A 20,481-nucleotide genomic window follows, 5' to 3' on the forward strand; every position below is an offset into this window, starting at 1 on the left:
TGTTTTATTTGTTGTATTTTATTAAATTATGCTTTATTTTTAGTTAAGCGGAGGTTTTCTTGGATCTAAAAATTTAACCTCTAGCTTTTTATCCTTATCTTCTATATAAACAGTAAAAACAGCTTCTTTTTTTTTGTAACTTGTAAATTCTAAAATCAACCTTGCTCTATCAATGTGTGGATTAGTATAATCAGGAACCAAGGTTTGATCTACCCAATTTAAATTTCTTCTTAAAGACATCACAAATTGCCTAGGGTATTTTTTGTATTTTGAATGCACTATGATATTGGTTAAATCAAATAAAGTCCAAGAAAATTCAAAAATATACTCTTCATCAGGATAATCAACTTCTTTAATCCAAACTCTAGCTTTTTCATCTTTTTTTAAAGTAAATTTATAAGTATAATCAAAAAAAACTTCCGCTTTTAAAAAACAAAAAATCATACATAAAATCAAAAATATACGCAAAATTTTTAACCTTCATGTCCTAAAATTTGAGCACTAATGCCTATATAAAAATCATTTTTTCTCTCATCTATCAATAAAGCATTTTCCATTTGAAAAGAAGCAACATCGTTTTCATTGAGATTGTTTTTTTCTAAAAGTTCAATCATAGCTATATGATCTGCTAATAATTGATCTAAAACCTTTTCCAATGCTCCAGTATTAGCGTGTTTAATAGTTTCTATAAATTTTTCTTTAGGAGTTTTTGCAAACATCTCATCAAAAATATCCATTTTTAACCTTTCATGATTTGTTCAATTTTAGCAATTAAGGATTTTTCATCATTTGCTTCATCTTCTTGTGAAATTTTTTGCTGCCAAGAAATATGAATATAATCTACATTAGCGTTTTTAGCGCACAATCTATCTTTTAAACTATCTCCTATAAAAACGCTTTTTTTGTATTTTGCTTCATCTATGATTAATTTTAACATCATAGGGTCAGGTTTGGCTTCTATACCAAAACTAACACCTAAAATTTTATCAAAATATGAAAGGATATTGTGTTTTTTTAAAATAGGAACTAAACTTTCTTGAGGTGCATTGGTAGCTATAGCCAAATAACAATCATTTTTTTTACAAAAATCAAGCACTTTAAGCACTCCATCAAAAAGAACTACACTTTTATCATAATGTTTTAAAAAATATTTTTCATAACCTTCTTTAAAGCTCGTATGGGAATATTTATCTAGCCCATATAATATCTTTGCGTAGTTTTGATTAGGAGTGTTGATAGTTTGAAGTATAAAATTTCTATCTAATGGGCTTAAATTTAAATCTGATCTGATTTCATTTACAGCACACACTATGGCATTAGCACTATCAATCAAAGTTCCATCCATATCAAAAATCACATTTATCATATTTCATCCTTAAAGTTGTTTTTGTGTTTGTCTTTTTTATAACTTTGTTTGTTTTTTAACTTATACAAAGCATTAGCTTTATTTAACAAATCTTTCCTATCAAGACTATGATTTAAACAATCATTTACAAATATTTCTAAAGCCTTAGTATAAGTAGAATCCAAAAACACCGCTTCAATTTTAGCAAAGACTTTGGAATTTTTTTCCATTCTTTCTCTAAATAATGATTCTTGAAAATCTTCTCTTTTAAGAGCACTGATGGCTGAATTGGAAAATTTTTCTAAAGCTCTGACATATTTTACCCTTAAAGCTTTTTCTTCGTTTTTCATTCAGCTGTGCTTGTATTGATTCTACATTGTAATGCTTCTTGGACTAAATTTCTAGCTAATGAAGCTTCTTGATTGATAATGTGTAAATTCTTATCAGTATGAGGAAATACTATACTAGATCCACTACCACTTGTTTTTAAAACAGTTTGTATAGGTTTTTTTAAGTTAGAAAGCACTTGATAGAGCATATCAAGCTTTGCTTCATTGCTTATAGTGATGATTGCAACTGAGCATTCTTCTATATTTGCAATTTCTAATGTTTGTATTTGAGCAACATTAGCAAAATAAACATTTTCATTTCTACTGCGCCCAAGCTCGACTAAATTTAAATCACTTTCTAAAACCAAATAAGGAATTCCTGTCTTTTTAACTCTTTGGACTACTTCTTGTCCTAATCTTGCATAACCAAAAATGATAAAATGACCTTTCATTTTTTTATCGCATAAATAAAAATTTGCCATTTCATCTTGCTCACCTTCTGCAACATTGGCTATTTTTCTAATATTATTTAAGATAAAAGGTGTTGCAATCATAGTAATAATAGAAACTATAATGAAAATTTGAGCGGTTTTTGCTTCTATTAAAGAATTTACTTGCATAAGTGAAAAAACTGCTAGAGCAAATTCTCCTATTTGAGATATACTCAATGCTGTTTTAAGAGCCACTCTTTTTCTTGTGTAAAGATTTAATAAGCCATAAATAACTACAAATTTAATAAGCAATACCAAAACTACAAAAGAACAAATTAAAAACCAATTTTCAAAAACTACACGAAAATCAATTTGCAAGCCAACACTCACAAAGAAAAAGCCTAAAAGCAAATCTCTAAAAGGGATTAAATCTGCTTCTATTTTATGTTTATATTTAGTTTCTGCTATCAAAGCTCCTGCTATAAAAGCCCCAAGAGAATAAGAAAAACCAAAAGAATGAGCTAAAAAACTTGCACCAATAACAGTAAAAAGTATAGTTGCTATAAAAATTTCATTTGCATTGGTTTTTATAATGAATTTTAAAATATAAGTAAAAAGATATTTGCCTATAAAATACAACAAAACAAGAAGTATAATGGCACTAACTAAGGTTGTAAGTAATAGTTTTGAAATATCTGCATTTTGAGAACTAAAAATATCTATCATTAAAAGCAAAGGAATCACTGCTATATCTTGAAAAAGAAATATTCCTAATGCTTTTCTTCCATATTCTTGATTGATATCTCCATTATCATTTAATATTTTTAAAACAATAGCAGTGGAAGATAAGGCCAGAGCAAATCCCGCTATCATAGCTATATGACTTGTTACTCCCAAAATATAAGTAACTAATAAAGTACATACCAAGCCACAAGTTAGCATTTGCAAACTTCCATTTAAAAACACTTCTTTTTTCATAGCTAAAAGATGTTTAAATGAAAATTCAAGTCCTATAGTAAACATTAAAAACACTATGCCAAATTCAGCCACATGGATGATAATTTCATTAGTACTAAACCCATAAAATTCACGCACAAATAAACCAGTAGCTATATATCCTATGATAGTAGGAATACCAAATTTTTTAAGAATCACATTTAAAACAACAGCTACGGCTACAGCAGTTAAAAATAAAGTTAAAAATTCGTCCACTCACCACCCTTAATTATTTAATTTTTTCTAAAAATATCAAATCAAAATTACTTCTATGTTTTACCACTGCTCTTGATTTTGAAGGATTATTTTTTTTATCAAGCTCTAATCTTAGCTCTTCAATTGTATTTTCAAATTCATCAATTTTAGTTTTTAATTTTAAAATCACATCAACACCAGCTAAATTCACACCAAGATCTCTAGTAAGGCGTAAAATCATTTTAATCCTATCGATATCTTTTTGAGAATATAATCTCATTTTCCCATCTGTTCTACTTGGCTCAACTAAACCTTCTTTTTCATATTGTCTTAAAGTTTGCGGATGTATGCTTAAAACCTTAGCCACTACGCTGATTAAATAAACTGGCTCATCATAACTATGCTGCATATTTACTCCTTATGGTAATTTTTCTTCTAAAATTTTTAAAAATTCAGCATCTAGGGTGTTAGTATCTGGCAATTTTACATTTAAAATCAAATACATATCCCCATAAATATCTGTTTTTCTATTTTGCACTCCATAGCCTTTGAGTCTAATTTTTTGATTATTTTTAGAATTTGGCGGTATGGTGATTTTTACTTCTTTTCTTGGAGTTTTTACACTCACTTTTCCACCAAAAAGAGCAGTTTTTAAGCTAATTTCTATATTTTTATATAAATCATCATCTTCTCTTTCGTATTCATGGCTTTTTTCAAGTTCGACTTTTAAAATTAAATCCCCTCTTTGTCCATTTAAGATTTTTCCTTTATTGCGTATGCGTAATTTCTCTCCATCTTTGATACCATGTGGAATTTTGATTTTTACTTGTTCTTTGTTAATCATTACAGAATGCTCACCGCCTAAAATTCCTTTTTCAAAAGGAATTTTTATACTAGCTTGCAAGTCTAAATCTTCTTCAAAACCGCCAAAACCTCCAAAGCCACCACCAAAATGATTATTGGAGCTAAAACCTCCGCCAAAACCGCCAAAGCTACCACCAAAAATATTTTTTAAAATATCATTGATATCTGCTCCGCCAGTACTTCTTGAAAAATCTTGAAAACTTTGACCTCCAAACATAGAATCGCCATATCTATCATACTGAGCTTTCTTTTTTTCATCGCTTAGTATTTCATAAGCAGCATTAATTTCTTTAAATTTTTCTTCTGCTCCTGGCTCTTTATTAATATCAGGATGGTATTGTCTAGCTAAGCGTCTATATGCTTTTTTTATATCATCTGCACTTGCATTTTTTGAAACGCCTAAAGTATCATATAAACTATTACTCATTTATAATTTCCTCTTCTAAATTTTTAAGAAAAAATTATACCAAAAACTTTAGTCTAAGTCAATCAACTTTTATAAGTTTTAAAACTAAAGGTTTTGTTTACAATTATGTAAAAATAAAATTTTATACTTTTGAAAAAATGATTTTTACAATAAGGAAAAATATGAAGAAGACTATAATCCTTTCTTTGATTGTTTCAACAAGTTTATTTAGTGCTAATATTAATTTTAAACAAGCAGAAGAAAATTTACAAAGAACTTTACCAAGCAATAATCCAAATGCAATACTTTCTTATCATGATTCTATTCAAAAGGTTAAAAATTCTGTTGTAAATATTTCTACAAGCAAAACAGTGCAAACTAATATGGCAAATATGGATGATTTTTTTAATGATCCTTATTTTAGACAATTTTTTGGTTTTGATTTTCCAACTCCTAAAAATAGAAAAAATAAAGAAGTAGTAAGTTCTCTTGGATCTGGTGTGATTATATCAAGTGATGGTTATATCATCACTAATAATCATGTTATAGAAGATGCTGAAAAAATTACAGTAAATTTGCCAGATTCTAGCACAGAATATAAAGCAAAATTAATAGGAGCTGATCCAAAGACGGATTTAGCAGTGATTAAAATAGAAGCTAAAGATCTTCCAGCAGTTACTTTTGCAAATTCAGATCAGTTATTAGAAGGTGATGTTGTATTTGCTCTAGGCAATCCTTTTGGTGTTGGAAGTAGTGTTACAAGTGGTATTATATCAGCTTTAAATAAAAACAATATAGGCTTAAATCAATATGAAAATTTCATCCAAACAGATGCTTCAATCAATCCTGGAAATTCAGGTGGAGCTTTAGTAGATAGTAGAGGAGCTTTAGTTGGTATAAATTCAGCAATTCTTTCAAGAAGCGGTGGAAACAATGGTATAGGCTTTGCAATACCATCAAATATGGCTAAAACTATAGCTCAAAAACTAATTGAAAATGGCAAAATAGAAAGAGGATATCTAGGAGTAGTCATAGGAGCTTTAACCCAAGATCTTAAAAAAGCTTATACAAACAAAGAAGGAGCTTTAGTCACTGATGTGCAAAAAGATTCAGCAGCTTTTAATGCGGGGTTAAAAAGAGGAGATTTAATTGTAAAAGTTGATAATACTACTATAAAAAGCCCTATGGATTTAAAAAATTACATAGGTAGTATTGATCCTAAACAGCAAATAGAGCTTAGTTATGAAAGAGATAATGAGATTAAAACGGTAAAATTTATGCTAAAAACGGATGAAAAATCATTACAATATGAGAAAGGTTATATTGATGGTTTAAAGCTAGTTGAGCTTGATTCTAAAAATAAACAACAATATCGCATTCCTGAAAATATCAATGGAATTTTAATCACCGAAGTTAGTCCAAAATCAAAAGCAGAACAAGCTGGGTTTGAAGCAGGAGATATAATTGTCGGTGTTAATCAGTATGAAATTTCAAATTTTAAAGAATTATCAAAAGCGCTTGATTTAAATAAAGACAAAGAATATGTTAAAATTTGGATTAATAGAGGCGGATACATCAGAGCTTTGTTATTTTAATTTTTTAAGGAGAAAAAATGACTAATATTTTAATGATAGAAGATGATTTAGAATTAGCTGAAATCATAGCAGAATATTTAGAACAATTTGACATGAAAGTTGATATTGCTCATGAACCTTATATAGGACTTTCAAGACTTGCTTTAAATCCTTATGATTTAATCATTTTAGATTTAAGCTTACCTGGACTTGATGGACTTGAAGTCTGTGAAGAAATTCGTAAAAAATACGATACGCCTATTATTATATCTAGTGCTAGACATGATATTAGCGATAAAGTTGCAGCACTTGATTTAGGTGCTGATGATTATTTGCCAAAACCTTATAATCCTCAAGAACTACAAGCAAGAATCAAAAGCCATTTAAGAAGAATTTCAAACACTAAAACTGCTCAAACTCAAGTAAAAAAAGATTTAGTTTATGATAAATTTAAGCATACTATAACCATGAAAGATCAAGAAATTAACTTTACTAATGCTGAATTTGATATTTTAAGTTATCTAATTAAAAAAGAAGGTGGTGTAGTAAGTAGAGAAGAGCTTGTGTATAATTGTAGTTCTATTAGCGAAGATTCTAGCAATAAAAGCATAGATGTAATCATAAGCAGAATAAGACAAAAAATCGGTGATGATCCAAAAACTCCAAAATATATCCATTCTATAAGAGGTATAGGATATAAACTAACTCAATGAATAAATCATCAATTTTTTATACTATAACTTTTGTTTTCGTTTTAGCAAGTGCAAGTGTGGTTTTAGCATTTTTATGGCTTATAAAATATGATCAACAAAACTACACTAACGAACTTAATGCTAAGTATTCTTTTGTAGCTAATACAAGATTATTGTATTTTAACAACATGATTAGTGAAAAAGAATTTCAAGAACAAACTAAAAACTATAAAATAGTAGAAATAGTCAATCCAAAATTTATCAAAAATGTCATCTATAAAGCTGAAACCATAGCTAGAGCTCAAACTAGTACAGCTATAGTAGAAATCATTACCCTAGAAGACAATGTATATTTAAAGATTATTTATGATGGAAAACTTTTTTTATATAAAGACTTAGACTATCAAGGTTATAGATATTTTGTAATTAAATTAATTGCTGTGATAGTTGTGATGGTTTTAATAGTTTTATATCTTTTTATCATAAGAAAATTAAAACCTTTAAGAGCTTTAAAAAGACAAATTGATAAATTTGGAGAAAATAAACTAGATGAAATTCAAAATGTCAGCAAAGGAGAAGATGAAATTTCCCAAGTTGCAACCGCCTTTTATGAGTCTATTTTAAGAATTCAAAAACTTAACACCTCTAGGCAATTTTTCCTAAGAAATATCATGCATGAGTTAAAAACACCAATCACCAAAGGACTCATCACCCTTGAAATGATAGAAGATAGCAAATATAAAGAAAGATTAATAGGAGCTTTTAATCGTCTTGAAATACTTATAAACGAATTTGCAGCTATTGAACAAATCACTTCAGGAGCGCAATTTATAAATTTAAAAAAATACAATATTTTAGATTTATTAGATGAAGCTAAAGATATAGCTATGAATGATGATGATAAAATTAAAATTAGCATCAAAGAAAGCTTTAGTGTGAATGTTGATTTTAAATTATTTACCACTGCCATGAAAAATATGATAGATAATGCTATAAAATATTCTGATGAAAATAAGGTAACCATAGAAATTACTAAAGAATATCTTTGTTTTAAAAATATAGGAAAACCTTTAGATAAAGATTTAAAATACTATACTCAAGCTTTTACCCAAGGTAAGAAAAACAAAGATAGCTTTGGACTTGGACTTTATATAGTTAAAACCATACTTGATTCTCATAAACTAGTACTTTCTTATGAATATAAAGATCAATGTAATTATTTTTATTTTAAAAATTTAGAAAATATCATTGTAGCTTAGGAAAAATATGCCTTTATCTTGTTTAAATGAAGAACAATACAAAGCTGCTTGTACTCCTTTTGGTCACAATCTCATCATAGCTAGTGCAGGAACGGGTAAAACTTCAACTATAGTTGCAAGAATAGCCTATCTTTTACAAAATGGCACAAAACCAGAAAAAATCATGCTTTTAACCTTTACCAACAAAGCAAGTAAGGAAATGATACAAAGACTTGGAAGATACTTTGACAAAAAAATTACTTCAAAAATAACAGCAGGGACTTTTCACAGCACTGCTTATACACTTTTAAAAGAGTTAAATCATAATATCATTTTAAAACAATCAAGCGAATTAAAAGTGCTTTTAAGATCTATCTTTGAAAAAAGAACTTTCCATCATTTAAGCGATATAAAACCTTATATGCCTAGTTATTTATATGATGTGTATTCTTTATTTCAAAATACCAATACAAATTTAGATAATTTTTATGAATGGTTTTGTCAAAACTATAACGATCAAGCCGTTTATGCTGAAATTTATGAAGATATTTTAAAAGAATACGAAGAAGAAAAAAATAGATTTAATTATGTAGATTTTAATGATTTACTAATCAAGCTAAAACAAACATTGAAAACACATCATTTTGATTTTGATGAAATTTTAGTTGATGAATATCAAGATACTAATACCTTGCAAGGTTCGTTAATTGATGCTTTTAAAAGTAAAAGTTTATTTTGCGTGGGTGATTATGATCAAAGTATTTATGCTTTTAATGGAGCAGATATTTCTATCATAGGGGGATTTAAAGATAGATTTTTAGATGCTAAAATTTTTACATTGAATAAAAACTATCGTTCTAGTAAAAACATTCTAGCTTTAGCTAATAAAGTCATTACAAACAATGAAAGATTATACCCTAAAGAATTAATAGTGACTAGAAATGGTGATTTTAAAGCACCAAGTTTATTAACCTTTAATGAACTTTTTGATCAGTATTCTACCATTGCTAAAATCATTTTACAAAGCGGAGTTGATTTAAATGAAATAGCAGTGATTTTTAGAAATAATTCTAGTGCTGATGGAATTGAAGTAGCACTTAGAGAACTTGGTATAGCAAGTAAAAGAAAAGGTGGTGGAAGTTTTTTTGAGAGCTTAGAAGTAAAAACTTTTTGTTCTATGCTAGCAATTATTTTAAACCCAAAAGACATTATGGCTTTTATACATTTACTTGAATTTACTAAAGGTGTAGGTGGGGTTTTAGCTAAAGATATTTTTGATGGACTTTTAAAACTTGGAAATTCTAATCTCATAAAAGGTATTTTAGATCCTGATATTAATGTAAATTTAAAAAAATACAAAAAACAAAGCTATCAGCTTGGTCTTTTTGATGATATCGAAGAATTATCTTCTCCTTCAAGGTTTAATTTAAAAAGCGAATTTAACACTCATCCTATTTTAAGTCTTCCAAAGATTAATGAAAATTGTGCTAAAACTTTAGAAAAACTTTATTATTTTATAAAACAAGCAAGTGAATGTAAAATTTCAACCCAACTTGTAAATTTAATTTTAGAAAATGATTATTTTAAAGAAATTTGTGATATTTTAGCTACCAAAAGAGCAACCAATAAAAACTCCAATGTAGATCTAAATAAAAAAAATGAAATTTTAGAAAAAATCAATGCAAAAATGATGGTCTTAAAAGAGCTTTCGAAAAATTATAGTGATAATTATAAATACTACAATTTTCTAACTCTTGGAGCAAGTGAAATGAGTAGTGGAAACGGGGTTAATCTTTTAAGTATACATGCTAGCAAGGGTCTTGAATTTGAACTTGTATTTGTAATAGATCTTGCACAAGGTAGGTTTCCAAACCAAAAGCTTATGAGTATGGGTGGTAGTTTAGAAGAAGAAAGAAGGTTATTTTATGTTGCAGTTACTAGAGCTAAGGATATTTTGTATTTAAGTTATGCAAAATATGACAAAATTAAAAAAAGCAATTATCAGCCATCTTGTTTTTTAATAGAAGCAGGTATGTGTAAAGAGGAAAATAAGACTTGATTAATCTTATTATATTATGATAAAATCAAATTTTACACTTTAGAAGGAGAAATTATGAGTAGTGTATTATTTAAAGGTAATGAGGTAAAATTAAAAGGTAATAATCTTGAAGTTGGTGATAAAGCACCAAACATCACTTTAAAAGCTAAAGATCTTTCAGGAGTTGAAATCGCTCCTAAAGGAAAAACACAAATTATCATTAGTGTTCCAAGCTTAGACACTCCAGTTTGTGCAACTGAAGCTAGAGAATTTAATAAAAAAGCAGCATCAGGCGGTGCTGAAGTGATTGTTGTAAGTATGGATTTACCTTTTGCTATGGGTCGTTTTTGTTCAACCGAAGGTATAGATAATTTAATAGTAGCAAGTGATTTTGTTTCTAAAGAATTTGGTGAAAAATATGGCGTTTTAATGGCTGATGGTCCACTTGAAGGAATTTTAGCAAGAGCTGTATTTGTAGTAAAAGATGGCGTGATTGTTTATAAAGAATTAGTAAAAGAAGTAACTGAACTTCCAAATATGCAAGCTTTAGAAGACTTTTTTAATCAAAGTTGTGGTTGTGGTGGTTGTGGCTGCCATTAATTAATTTTCCAAAAGCTTTTTAGCTTTTGGAAAGCTCTTTATCGTATAAATTAATTTTTTGAACTTTTGGTGCTATGATAAATTGACAATAAGTTTGATTTGGATTTTTAGTAAAATATTTTTGATGATAATCCTCAGCCTTGTAAAATTTTTCTAGCTTTAAAACCTGTGTGAGAATAGTTTTGGTGTAATTTTTTTGAGCATTTTGTAAAAATTGAGTAATAATTTTAAAATCTTCATCATCTTGATAAAAAATGGCTGATCTATATTGAATACCCTCATCAGCTCCTTGTTTATCTTTACTTGTTGGATCATGGATATTAAAAAATATAATTAAAATTTTCTCTAAAGAAATTTGATTTTTATCATAAACAATCTTAACTACTTCTATATTTTGATCACCATTACAAACGCTTTCATATGTAGGATTATCAGCTCCACCACTATACCCTACTTCAGTGTTTATCACGCCTTTGATTCTTTCAAAAACAGCTTCAATACACCAAAAACATCCACCACCTAATATAATTTCTCTATAATCCATGATTTATTCTTCTTTTAATACAAGCTGCATTAAATAAAGCTCTTCCCCATCTATAATTTTTAAATTTTTATCTTCACATTTTGGACACCAAAAGATGTTATTTTCCAATATCCCTTTAAAATAACATTTTTCACACTCAACAATGATTTCTTGTAAATGGGTAATAAATTTAGCATTTTTACACAATAAACTATTTTCTTTAAAAGTTTCAAAGCTACGCTCTAACAAAGAAACTTCTACTCCACTTAACCTACCTATCTTTACATGAATTTCTTCTACGATTTTTCCTTGAGCATATTCTTCGCAAAGTTCTAGTAAAGATTCTGTAATGCTTAATTCATGCATTAACAAATCCTTGGTAAAAGCTCACCTTTAGGGGCTTCCAAAAAGCGTTTTGCTCCATAAGCATTTTCTAAAATAACCTTAGCATTATTGTTAGAATTTATTTTTCCTATAATGCTTGCATTTTTGTTAAATTTTTGCAAAATTTCTAAAGCTTTCATCTCATCTTCTTTTTCTACACAAAGTATGAAAGTCCCTTCATTTGCAAGTTCGTATGGTTCATAACCAAAAAGCTCACACACCCCTAAAACTTCATCGCAAATTGGAATTTTTTCTTCATATATTAAAATTTCTTTTTGACTTAGTATCGCCCATTCATTAAGTACAGCACTAAGCCCACCTCGAGTAGCATCACGCATAGCTTTGATCTTGATATTTGCATTTAAAAGTGCTAAAACTTCATCTTTTAAATTTTTACAATCACTTTGTATATTTGCTTCTAAATTATTTCTTTCTACTAATACCGCACATCCATGAGCACCAATATCCCTTGAAACTAAGATACTCAAATTTTCTTTAATATCTTTTGTTGATATTTTTTTAATCATTTTGCCAACACAAGAAGTATTAATATAAATTCCATCACCCTTGTTTTTAGGTACTACTTTAGTATCCCCACAAACTAATTTTACATCCGCTTTTATACACTCGTCTTTGATAGAATTTAAAATAGTTTTTAATTTATCGATTTCAAAACCCTCTTCTAAAATCAAAGCTAAAGAAAGATACAAAGGTTTAGCTCCCACCATCAAAACATCATTAACACTTCCACAAACTGCTAATTTTCCTATATTAGTATCTTTTAAAAAAATAGGATTTAAAACAAAAGAATCTGTACTAAAAGCAATATCTTCTAAAATAGCTGCATCATTAGCTTGTTTTAAAATATCATCATCAAAGATAGAAAAAATTTCACCGATTAAAGCGTTCATTTCTTCTCCACCACCACCATGAGCTAAAGTAATTTTATCCATTTGTTTTCCTTAGTTTTGATGATATTTATAATATGCAGCACATGCTCCTTCGCTAGAAACCATGCAACTTCCGATAGGATTTTTTGGTGTGCAAGCTTTTGCAAATACTTTACAATCATAAGGCTTAGCCAAGCCTCTTAAAATTTGACCACATATACAGGCTTTACTTTCATCTTTACTTTGCACTTTACAATCAAATACTTTACTTGCATCTAAATTAGAAAATTCATCTTTTAAACAAAGACCACCATCTTTAATCACCCCAAGGCCTCTAAATTCAAAATCACAAGGCTGAAAATAAGTCTGCATTAATGATTTGGCTTTTAAATTTCCTTCTTTACTTACTACTCTATGATATTCATTATAAACCTCATAGGTATTTGCATTCATTTGCTCTACTATATTTAACACACTAAGCATTATATCTACAGGCTCAAAACCACTCACCGCTATAGGAGTTTTGTATTTTTTAGCAATTGGTTCATAAATATTTGATCCTGTTATAACACTAACATGTGAAGGCCCTAAAAAAGCATCGATTTTGACTTTTTCATCCTGCATGATAGCTTCTACAGCTGGTGGGACTAATACATGATTGATATGAAAAAATAAATTTTCAAGTTGAAGCTCTATCCTTTTTTGTATGATTGATGCACTCATAGGAGTGGTAGTTTCAAAACCTATGGCAAAAAATATAATAGTTTTATCTTTATTTTCTAAAGCAATATCAATAACCTCCAAAGGAGTATAAAGTGCTCTTACATCAGCTCCTTTGGCTCTAAGATCGATTAAGCTCTCATAGCTTCCTGGTACTCTTAGCATATCACCTAAAACACAAAAAATGGTATTTGGCATACTAGCAAGTTTTAAAGCTGTATCAATGCGTTCTCTTGGCATTACACACACAGGACAACCTGGACCATGAACAAAATTTATTTCTTTTGGAAGCAAACTTGGCAAGCCAAATTTCATTATGCTATGTGTATGACCACCACAAATTTCCATTATATTGATAGGTTTTGAAATTTTTGATTGTATGATTTTTTGTATAGTTAAAATTCTATCTTTATCTCTAAAATCATTAATTAAATCCATCTTTTAATCCCATATCCCCTTCGTATTCATCTATTTGTCCATTTTGCATTTTTTCAGCTATATCTGTATAAATTTTTAAGCTCTCTTGGGCTGCATGGGTATCTATTTTTTCCATCGCAAAACCAACATGGATTAATACATAATCACCCACTTTTAAAGGCTCGCTAATTAAATCCAAACTCACTCTTCTTTTTACTCCTAAAGTTTCTACTATAGCTGAATTTAACTCATCAATTTCTAAAATTTTAGAAGGTATAGAAAGACACATTAGTTTAATTCCTTTTTCATTTTTAAATAATCAATCCAAAGATTAAAACCTGTTTTTGTTTTGCTATCTAAAATCATAATATCTACTTTAGGATTTAATCTTTTAGCTGCTAAAGATGCTACTTTAAAATCAAAATCAAAATATTGGGCTAAATCAGCTTTTGTAATCACCAATAAATCAGCTTTTCTAAACATTACAGGATATTTTTCAACTTTATCATGACCTTCTGTTACTGAAAGCAAAACCACATTTAAATGTTCACCCAAATCATAACTAGCAGGACACACTAAATTTCCCACATTTTCTATAAAAACAATATCAAGCTCATCTAATTTAAAATGATGCAATGCTTCATGCACCATAAAAGCATCCAAATGGCAAGTTTGACCTGTGGTGATTTGATGAGCTAATCCCCCTGCATTGTTAATACGATTTGCATCATTATTAGTTTCTAAATCCCCTTCTACCACAGCTATTTTAAGCTTGTCTTTTAAAGTTTTTATCGTTTCTTCTAGTAAAGTTGTCTTGCCACTTCCTGGAGAACTCATTAAATTAATACAAAGAGTATTATGCTCGTTAAAATGTTCTCTATTGTGCGAAGCTTGATGATCATTTTTTGATAAAATTTTACTAATTACACTAATGGTGTTTTCATCTTTTAAGGCTGGGTTTTCATGATGGTGTTCATGATGATGGTTATTGTTTATAGAGCAACCGCAATCTTTACACATATTTTTTCCTTAAATTTTTATTTTATTTTATCTTTAAAAGTATTAAAAAATTATGAGTTTTGATAAGTTTTTAACGCCAAATAATGCACAAGTTGTCCTAGTGCAATAGAACTATCATTGCAAGGAAAATCATAAGAAGTTTTATAAGAAAAATTTTTACTATTTAAAATTTCAAGCAAAGTTTTATTTTGAAACACCCCTCCGCTTAAAATCACCTCTTCTTTATATAAATGAGAAAATTCTATAATAAAATTTGCAATAGCATTTAACAAACCTGTGCTAATTTTAACCTCGTTAGAATCTTTTAAAGCTTGTAAAAAAGCATCTTTTATGCAAATTTCATCATTTTGCATGACAAATTTATAAGTATAATTTAAATTTTTATCATAATATTTTTCTAATAAAAGTCCAATTTGAGCTTCATAATCAAGCTTTTCTATATCAAAAGCAATAGCGCCAAAAGCATCAATTATCCTTCCTAATGAGCTTGTGTATAAAGTACTTTGAGTGTGAATTTTTTTAAGATTTGATAATTTTATAGAATTAATTTTATTTAAAAAAACTTTAGCTTCATTTTGTAAATTTAAATCAAAAATCAAAGCTAAAGCTAAATTATAAATATTTTTAATATCAGCATTAATAAGCTTAAATTCTTTAAAATGAGCTATTCTTTGATAATTTTTTAAATTGGCTTTAAAAATCTCTCCACCCCAAATTTTCCCATCATCTCCATAGCCTGTACCATCAAAAACAAAAGCTAACACATCTTTATTAAAAATTCTATGCTCAAACAAACAAGCACAAGCATGAGCATAATGATGTGAAATGGTATAATTTTTATAATTTTTAAATTCTTTAACATAGGTAAAATGAGGATGTTTATCGCTTAAAATTTGATCAAATTCAACATCGTATGATTTTTTAAAAAAATGCAAAATTTTAAAAAATCTTTCTTGTATGTCTAAATCTTTCATATCTCCAATATAAGGTGAAATAAAAATTTGATTTTGAAAAAAACATGCAAATTCGTTTTTTAACTCACTACCTAAGGCAAGTATATTTTGATCAAAATTAAAAAAATCTTTAGTGTTGATATAGCATGGATTAACACCTCTAGAAGTTCTTAAAAACATAGTTTTTTTACCTACTATTTGAGCAATGCTATCATCGCTTGAATTGACAATATCTCTATCATAATCCATGTAAAAATCAAAAACATTTCCAAGTTTTTCTAAAAGTTTTGTTTCTTCATAGATAATGCTTTGTGAGCTAAGGTTTGCACTAGTTGCTATGATAGGTTTATCAAAATATTCAAATAGCAACAAATGCGATCCCATATAAGCTAACATAATTCCTATTTTATCAGTATCTGGAGCTAAATTTTCTAAAATATTTTTACTTTTTAAAATCACAATGGGTTTTAAATTAGATTGTAAAAGTTTTGCTTCATCTTCATTGATATGAGCTAAAGTTTTTGCCATTTGTAAATTTTTCACCATAATAGCAAAGGGTTTTTTTGCCCTATTTTTGCGTAATCTTAACTCAGATATAGCATTTTCATTAGTACTATCACAAATTAAATGAAAACCACCCATTCCTTTAAAAGCTATGATTTTACCTTCTTTTAGCATTTTAGTAAGCTCTATAAAAGCTTGTTCGTCTTTTGCAAGAATATTTTTGTTTTTATCCTTTAAAAAAAATGTGATTTTGCAATTTGGACAAGAAAGTGGTTGAGCATGAAAGCGTCTATTACAAGGATCTTCGTATTCACTTTGACAAAAAGCACACATTTTAAATTTATCCATACTTGTATTGATTCTATCATAGGGTAATTTTTTAATGATTGAAAATCTAGGACCACAATTTACACAAGTGATAAAAGGATATTTATAGCGAGGATTTGTTTTATCGTAAAATTCTTTCATACAATCTTCACAAAGCGCAAAATCGCTTAAAATAGGACTAAATTTTTTAGTATTTAAAGACTGAGTGATATTAAAATTTTTATATTTTTGCTCTAAAGTTATTTTAGAAATTTGCAAATCATCTATTCTTGCTAATTTTGGAAGATTTTTTAAAAGTTTATCTTTAAATTTATCTACCAATATCTCATCACAATCAAGCTTTATAACAACTCCTAAGCTATTGTTAAAAACTTCTCCATTTAAATTTAAACTTTTAGCTAGATTATAAACAAAGGGTCTAAAACCAACCCCTTGAACTAAGCCTTTAATGCAAATTTCATATCCAAAGTGGGACATCACTTATCTTAAAAAATGGTATATGTTTGAAAATATTTTTGCTCAAGCTCTTATGCTCAAACAAACTTCCACTAAGCACAACACAATCAGCTTGCTCTTTAGCTTTTAAATCATCAAACAAATCTCTTAAAAAATATACTAAAGATTCTACTACTCCTAAAGCAATGATTTGCTCTTCAACCCCAGCTAGCTTAAAACTCATCACACTCCTTAAAGTTTTAGTATAATCAAATTCTTTTTCTTCATTAAATTTAAAATCTATCCTAACCCCTTTTGCCATTTTGCTCTCATCAGCCAAATGCAAAAGTTTTAACCCAGCTTGAGTTAAATCATTATCAAGATCTAAAATAACACCTACCATACAAAAAATTCCAAAAAAATTATGGTTTAAATTTAAATTCATTTTAGGAAGTGTAAATTCTTTTTGATAATTTTCTAACAATCTTTTAGCTGTATCATCTTTACTAGCTAGTTCATAAAATTCATCAAAACTTTTTGGTAAATTTAGTTTTAAAAGATTGATTTCTTTATCGAGTAAAATAATATCATCATATTTTTTGCTAAGCTCTAAAAGCAAAGGTTTTTTGTCTTTAAAATCAGACAATATACAAGAAATTCTTGCATAGTTTTTATCTTCTTTTTGAAAAATTAAATTTTTAAATTCAGGTAAAATATAATCAAATCCTCTAAGCACAAACATATTTTTTTCTATCAAAACTACTTCAAAATCATCTTCAAAACATTCTAACTTTTTAAAATTTAAAAATTTAATCCCTTCTTTTTCAAGCTCATAACACAAAGCGAAAATAAAAAGATTATCATAAAATTTTACTTTAAAATAATCTTCTTTTAAATCATGATTTTGTCTAAAAATAGCATTAAATTTTAATTTCATTAAAGGTTTTTCAACACCAGCTAAAATTTTAAATTGCTCATTATTGCAAGAAAAAAATGCATTAATATGTTTTGGATCGCTTGGCATTAAAAAATCATCTAATTTTTCATTAAAAATTTCAAATGCATAAATTCCTTTATGGTTTTTAAACTCTATATGCTCTTTATTTTTTAATTTTTCTAAAGCTTTTTGTAATAAAATTTGAAAGTTTTCTTTAGTGATTTTAACAAATTCATTTTCTATTTTAAATTCTTCTTCTACAAAAATTCCCCATTCATTTTCTATAAGCTCACCTTGGGTATAGGCATTTGCATTGATTCTTGTTAAAAATGCTCTTTTGGTAAAATCTTTTTTAGCTTTATCAATAAATTCAAATTCTTCTTCTATAACTTTTAAATCAAATTTATCTAAAAAAACACTATGGCTAATTTTTTCCAAATTTTCACAAAAAGCTTGCAATTGTTCTTTTTCACCTTTAACTTTAATCACAATTTTCTCATCTTTTTGCTCAAAATTAAAAGTAAAATTTTTAGCATAATAATACAAAAGATACTCAAAAATATCATTTTTAGATCTATAATTAAAAGTAAGTTCTAAAATCAAAACAAAAACCTTAAAAATTAAATATTAAAATATAAATATAACAATTTTAATTCTAAGAAAAGCTTAAAACATATTAAGAAATTGTTTTTAAATATATTTCTCTTGCTTTATAATCGGGCATTAAATTGTACAAAAAAGCATAAAATTCTTTTTGATGATGTGGGTAAATTAAATGCGTAAGTTCGTGTAAAATCACATATTCTATGGATTTTATAGGTTTTTGCATGAGTTTTAAATTTAAATTAATATAAGCTTTTTTATGATTGCACGAACCCCATCTTGAAACCATTTCTTTAATACTGATTTTTTGAACTTTTTTATCAAACGCAAACTGCCATTTATCGATAAAAAAATTAAAAATTATTTTAGCGCTTTGTTTTTGAAAATTTTTATATTCTTGTTGATTTTTTGTAAAAATTTTATCTTTTTTGATGCAAGTTTTTTGGTAATTTTCATCAAAAACTAAATAATATTTTTTACCCAAAAAATATACTTCATTATCATTTAGCAATGTTTTTTTAGAAAGTATTTCTTTTTGTTTATTTTTAATCCAAATTTCATTTTTTTCTAAAAAAATTAAAACATCTTTATCTTTATAATGCAATGGTATAGTAAGTTTAAAATTTAAAGTTCTGTCTATTTTTAATCTTAAATATTTTACTTTTTTTCTCTCAAAATCTATATTTAAATTTTTAAAATTAAATTTTCCCTTTAAACTAATACCTTGCTTTGCCATTTTTTGCTTTTCCATCTATAAGAATTAACTATACCTCTTAAAAATTCATCAGCACAAAAACCTATCCAAATTCCTAAAATTCCTAATCCCATATGAAAGCAAAGCACATAGCCAACTGGCAAAGAAACCCCAAGCATAAAAACCACACCGCTTAAAAAAGGAAATCTAGCATCGCCAGTAGCTCTTAATGAATTTACCATTACTATATTAAAAGTTCTTGAAATTTCTAAAAATATCGAAAGAGTAAAAAGTGGTATCATTAATTGTTTTAAATCTTCTTCAAGATCTACTATTTGCATTGTAAAATCTTGTAAAATATAATTTAGCAAAGCCACAAAAGCACTTGCTATAACGCTAAAATATAAAGCTACCCAAGTATGTTTATATGCGATATTTAAGTGCTTTGAACCCACAAGTTTTCCTATGATAATTTCATTTGCTACGCTAATTGCTTGTCCTACTAGCATAATTAGTAATGAAATTTGAAAATAAATTGTTTGTACACTTAAATTTGCTTCACCCAAACGCGCTACAAAAGAAAAAGCTATGGTGTATTGTATAAACCATACTAAATGCTCTCCTGCAGCATAACCACCTATGCTAAAAATCTTTTTAAAAACTTCTTTTTCAGGTCTTAAAAGCTCTTTTAGTTTTAGATGAATTTTTAATTTAAAAGTAAAAATTATAGCAAGCATAATAAATGCTACAACACGACCCATAATATTACTAAGCCCTACCCCAAAAAGCTCTAGTTTTGTAAAATGTAAAACATAATAATTACCTATAAAAATCACTATATTCATCATCAAAGTAGTTAGCATAACCCAATAAGCTAGATTATAAACTCTTACAATGGCTGCTAAAACTATACTAATAGCATCAAAAAATAAGCAAATTGCAAGCATTTGTAGATAAATTTGACTATCTTTTAAAAGTTCTTGTGGAATTTGCAAAAGGTATAGCAAAACTTCCCCATGCCAAAAGATTAAGCTTCCACATACTAAACCCACTAAAGCATTTAAAAATAAACTTTGATGGATAGCTTTTCTAGCTAAATCATAATTTTTAGCCCCCAAAGCTTGAGCAATAACCACACTACAACCTACACTTAAAAAACTAAAGATTATTATAAATAAATCAGCTATATGATTACCAGCGCCCAAAGCTCCAACTAAAAAATTAGAATATTGAGATACCATTGTAGTATTAATAATCAAAGAAAAATATCTTAAAAACATTTCAAGCAATATAGGCATACTAAGATGCTTTAAAGAAAGTTGTTTGTTAGTCATTACGAACGCTCTTTTGTGTGTTTAATCAAAGA

General features: G+C 27.7%; 22 protein-coding genes. 5 read left to right on the forward strand and 17 right to left on the reverse strand.

Annotation, left to right across the window (positions count from 1 at the left end):
- Positions 1–39: 39 nt before the first annotated feature.
- The 7 genes from CVOLT_RS03900 to CVOLT_RS03930 are packed head-to-tail and all read right to left on the reverse strand — an operon-like array spanning position 40 to position 4,587.
- A complete protein-coding gene (locus tag CVOLT_RS03900) occupies positions 40–444 on the reverse strand; it encodes a hypothetical protein (protein WP_039666267.1) in 405 nt (134 codons plus the stop codon).
- A 29-nt stretch (positions 445–473) separates the two neighbouring features.
- Positions 474–737 (reverse strand): DUF2018 family protein, encoded by a 264-nt coding sequence (locus CVOLT_RS03905; protein WP_039665531.1) that lies wholly within the window; start codon positions 735–737, stop codon positions 474–476.
- Positions 738–739: 2 nt separating this feature from the next.
- A complete protein-coding gene (locus tag CVOLT_RS03910) occupies positions 740–1,366 on the reverse strand; it encodes an HAD family hydrolase (protein ID WP_039665532.1) in 627 nt (208 codons plus the stop codon).
- Positions 1,363–1,695 carry a hypothetical protein gene (locus tag CVOLT_RS03915; protein ID WP_039665533.1) on the reverse strand — a complete coding sequence of 111 codons (333 nt, stop codon included), beginning with the start codon at positions 1,693–1,695 and terminating at the stop codon, positions 1,363–1,365. Before CVOLT_RS03915 ends, CVOLT_RS03910 begins: the two co-directional genes overlap by 4 nt.
- Complete coding sequence (locus CVOLT_RS03920) at positions 1,692–3,317, reverse strand: cation:proton antiporter domain-containing protein (protein ID WP_132038015.1); 1,626 nt, start codon at positions 3,315–3,317, stop codon at positions 1,692–1,694. The genes CVOLT_RS03915 and CVOLT_RS03920 overlap by 4 nt, the downstream gene beginning before the upstream one ends.
- 13 nt (positions 3,318–3,330) lie before the next feature.
- Positions 3,331–3,705, reverse strand: a complete 375-nt coding sequence (locus CVOLT_RS03925) for a heat shock protein transcriptional repressor HspR (protein WP_039665535.1) — start codon at positions 3,703–3,705, stop codon at positions 3,331–3,333.
- A 9-nt stretch (positions 3,706–3,714) separates the two neighbouring features.
- Complete coding sequence (locus CVOLT_RS03930; RefSeq protein ID WP_039665536.1) at positions 3,715–4,587, reverse strand: co-chaperone-curved DNA binding protein A; 873 nt, start codon at positions 4,585–4,587, stop codon at positions 3,715–3,717.
- Positions 4,588–4,748: 161 nt separating this feature from the next.
- Here CVOLT_RS03930 and CVOLT_RS03935 point away from each other — a divergent pair, with 161 nt between their 5' ends.
- The 5 genes from CVOLT_RS03935 to tpx are packed head-to-tail and all read left to right on the forward strand — an operon-like array spanning position 4,749 to position 10,708.
- Positions 4,749–6,161: a DegQ family serine endoprotease gene (locus tag CVOLT_RS03935; protein ID WP_039665537.1), complete on the forward strand. Its 1,413-nt coding sequence runs from the start codon at positions 4,749–4,751 to the stop codon at positions 6,159–6,161.
- 17 nt (positions 6,162–6,178) lie between these two features.
- Positions 6,179–6,853, forward strand: a complete 675-nt coding sequence (locus CVOLT_RS03940) for a response regulator transcription factor (protein ID WP_039665538.1) — start codon at positions 6,179–6,181, stop codon at positions 6,851–6,853.
- The gene (locus CVOLT_RS03945; RefSeq protein ID WP_039665539.1) at positions 6,850–8,091 is read left to right on the forward strand and encodes an ArsS family sensor histidine kinase; all 1,242 of its coding nucleotides are present in this window, start codon (positions 6,850–6,852) and stop codon (positions 8,089–8,091) included. The genes CVOLT_RS03940 and CVOLT_RS03945 overlap by 4 nt, the downstream gene beginning before the upstream one ends.
- A 7-nt stretch (positions 8,092–8,098) precedes the next feature.
- Entirely contained in the window at positions 8,099–10,129 is a 2,031-nt protein-coding gene (locus CVOLT_RS03950) for an ATP-dependent helicase (protein ID WP_039665540.1), read from the forward strand.
- A gap of 54 nt (positions 10,130–10,183) precedes the next feature.
- Complete coding sequence (gene tpx, locus CVOLT_RS03955; protein WP_039665541.1) at positions 10,184–10,708, forward strand: thiol peroxidase; 525 nt, start codon at positions 10,184–10,186, stop codon at positions 10,706–10,708.
- Between the two features lie 19 nt (positions 10,709–10,727).
- Here the strand turns inward: tpx and msrA are convergent, their stop codons facing one another.
- The 10 genes from msrA to CVOLT_RS04005 all read right to left on the reverse strand — a co-directional run bounded on the left by msrA (position 10,728) and on the right by CVOLT_RS04005 (position 20,449).
- Complete coding sequence (msrA, locus tag CVOLT_RS03960) at positions 10,728–11,252, reverse strand: peptide-methionine (S)-S-oxide reductase MsrA (protein ID WP_039665542.1); 525 nt, start codon at positions 11,250–11,252, stop codon at positions 10,728–10,730.
- Positions 11,253–11,255: 3 nt separating this feature from the next.
- Entirely contained in the window at positions 11,256–11,597 is a 342-nt protein-coding gene (locus CVOLT_RS03965; RefSeq protein WP_039665543.1) for a hydrogenase maturation nickel metallochaperone HypA/HybF, read from the reverse strand.
- On the reverse strand, positions 11,597–12,568 hold the full coding sequence (gene hypE / locus CVOLT_RS03970; RefSeq protein WP_039665544.1) for a hydrogenase expression/formation protein HypE: 972 nt from the start codon (positions 12,566–12,568) through the stop codon (positions 11,597–11,599). The genes CVOLT_RS03965 and hypE overlap by 1 nt, the downstream gene beginning before the upstream one ends.
- Positions 12,569–12,577: 9 nt before the next feature.
- Positions 12,578–13,663, reverse strand: coding sequence for a hydrogenase formation protein HypD (gene hypD / locus CVOLT_RS03975; RefSeq protein ID WP_039665545.1), 1,086 nt, complete (start codon positions 13,661–13,663; stop codon positions 12,578–12,580).
- Positions 13,650–13,931 (reverse strand): HypC/HybG/HupF family hydrogenase formation chaperone, encoded by a 282-nt coding sequence (locus CVOLT_RS03980; RefSeq protein ID WP_039665546.1) that lies wholly within the window; start codon positions 13,929–13,931, stop codon positions 13,650–13,652. The genes hypD and CVOLT_RS03980 overlap by 14 nt, the downstream gene beginning before the upstream one ends.
- On the reverse strand, positions 13,931–14,662 hold the full coding sequence (gene hypB / locus CVOLT_RS03985; RefSeq protein ID WP_039665547.1) for a hydrogenase nickel incorporation protein HypB: 732 nt from the start codon (positions 14,660–14,662) through the stop codon (positions 13,931–13,933). Before hypB ends, CVOLT_RS03980 begins: the two co-directional genes overlap by 1 nt.
- A 50-nt stretch (positions 14,663–14,712) precedes the next feature.
- A complete protein-coding gene (hypF, locus tag CVOLT_RS03990) occupies positions 14,713–16,923 on the reverse strand; it encodes a carbamoyltransferase HypF (protein ID WP_039665548.1) in 2,211 nt (736 codons plus the stop codon).
- On the reverse strand, positions 16,904–18,421 hold the full coding sequence (locus tag CVOLT_RS03995) for a hypothetical protein (protein WP_039665549.1): 1,518 nt from the start codon (positions 18,419–18,421) through the stop codon (positions 16,904–16,906). Before CVOLT_RS03995 ends, hypF begins: the two co-directional genes overlap by 20 nt.
- A 73-nt stretch (positions 18,422–18,494) precedes the next feature.
- Positions 18,495–19,157, reverse strand: a complete 663-nt coding sequence (locus tag CVOLT_RS04000) for a M48 family metallopeptidase (RefSeq protein WP_039666268.1) — start codon at positions 19,155–19,157, stop codon at positions 18,495–18,497.
- Complete coding sequence (locus tag CVOLT_RS04005) at positions 19,133–20,449, reverse strand: MATE family efflux transporter (protein ID WP_039665550.1); 1,317 nt, start codon at positions 20,447–20,449, stop codon at positions 19,133–19,135. The genes CVOLT_RS04000 and CVOLT_RS04005 overlap by 25 nt, the downstream gene beginning before the upstream one ends.
- Positions 20,450–20,481 lie beyond the last annotated feature (32 nt).

Source organism: Campylobacter volucris (genome assembly GCF_008245045.1).
Lineage (GTDB): Bacteria > Campylobacterota > Campylobacteria > Campylobacterales > Campylobacteraceae > Campylobacter_D > Campylobacter_D volucris.

Excerpts from the sequence above, each read along its gene's own strand:
- hypD (WP_039665545.1), bottom strand. The coding sequence starts at position 13,663 with ATGGATTTAATTAATGATTTTAGAGATAAAGATAGAATTTTAACTATA.
- hypE (WP_039665544.1), bottom strand. The coding sequence starts at position 12,568 with ATGGATAAAATTACTTTAGCTCATGGTGGTGGTGGAGAAGAAATGAAC.
- CVOLT_RS03945 (WP_039665539.1), top strand. The coding sequence starts at position 6,850 with ATGAATAAATCATCAATTTTTTATACTATAACTTTTGTTTTCGTTTTA.
- CVOLT_RS03950 (WP_039665540.1), top strand. The coding sequence starts at position 8,099 with ATGCCTTTATCTTGTTTAAATGAAGAACAATACAAAGCTGCTTGTACT.
- CVOLT_RS03980 (WP_039665546.1), bottom strand. The coding sequence starts at position 13,931 with ATGTGTCTTTCTATACCTTCTAAAATTTTAGAAATTGATGAGTTAAAT.
- tpx (WP_039665541.1), top strand. The coding sequence starts at position 10,184 with ATGAGTAGTGTATTATTTAAAGGTAATGAGGTAAAATTAAAAGGTAAT.
- hypF (WP_039665548.1), bottom strand. The coding sequence starts at position 16,923 with ATGTCCCACTTTGGATATGAAATTTGCATTAAAGGCTTAGTTCAAGGG.
- CVOLT_RS03930 (WP_039665536.1), bottom strand. The coding sequence starts at position 4,587 with ATGAGTAATAGTTTATATGATACTTTAGGCGTTTCAAAAAATGCAAGT.
- CVOLT_RS03965 (WP_039665543.1), bottom strand. The coding sequence starts at position 11,597 with ATGCATGAATTAAGCATTACAGAATCTTTACTAGAACTTTGCGAAGAA.
- CVOLT_RS03910 (WP_039665532.1), bottom strand. The coding sequence starts at position 1,366 with ATGATAAATGTGATTTTTGATATGGATGGAACTTTGATTGATAGTGCT.
- CVOLT_RS04005 (WP_039665550.1), bottom strand. The coding sequence starts at position 20,449 with ATGACTAACAAACAACTTTCTTTAAAGCATCTTAGTATGCCTATATTG.
- CVOLT_RS03935 (WP_039665537.1), top strand. The coding sequence starts at position 4,749 with ATGAAGAAGACTATAATCCTTTCTTTGATTGTTTCAACAAGTTTATTT.
- hypB (WP_039665547.1), bottom strand. The coding sequence starts at position 14,662 with ATGTGTAAAGATTGCGGTTGCTCTATAAACAATAACCATCATCATGAA.
- CVOLT_RS03915 (WP_039665533.1), bottom strand. The coding sequence starts at position 1,695 with ATGAAAAACGAAGAAAAAGCTTTAAGGGTAAAATATGTCAGAGCTTTA.
- CVOLT_RS03925 (WP_039665535.1), bottom strand. The coding sequence starts at position 3,705 with ATGCAGCATAGTTATGATGAGCCAGTTTATTTAATCAGCGTAGTGGCT.
- CVOLT_RS03940 (WP_039665538.1), top strand. The coding sequence starts at position 6,179 with ATGACTAATATTTTAATGATAGAAGATGATTTAGAATTAGCTGAAATC.
- msrA (WP_039665542.1), bottom strand. The coding sequence starts at position 11,252 with ATGGATTATAGAGAAATTATATTAGGTGGTGGATGTTTTTGGTGTATT.
- CVOLT_RS03905 (WP_039665531.1), bottom strand. The coding sequence starts at position 737 with ATGGATATTTTTGATGAGATGTTTGCAAAAACTCCTAAAGAAAAATTT.
- CVOLT_RS04000 (WP_039666268.1), bottom strand. The coding sequence starts at position 19,157 with ATGGCAAAGCAAGGTATTAGTTTAAAGGGAAAATTTAATTTTAAAAAT.
- CVOLT_RS03900 (WP_039666267.1), bottom strand. The coding sequence starts at position 444 with ATGATTTTTTGTTTTTTAAAAGCGGAAGTTTTTTTTGATTATACTTAT.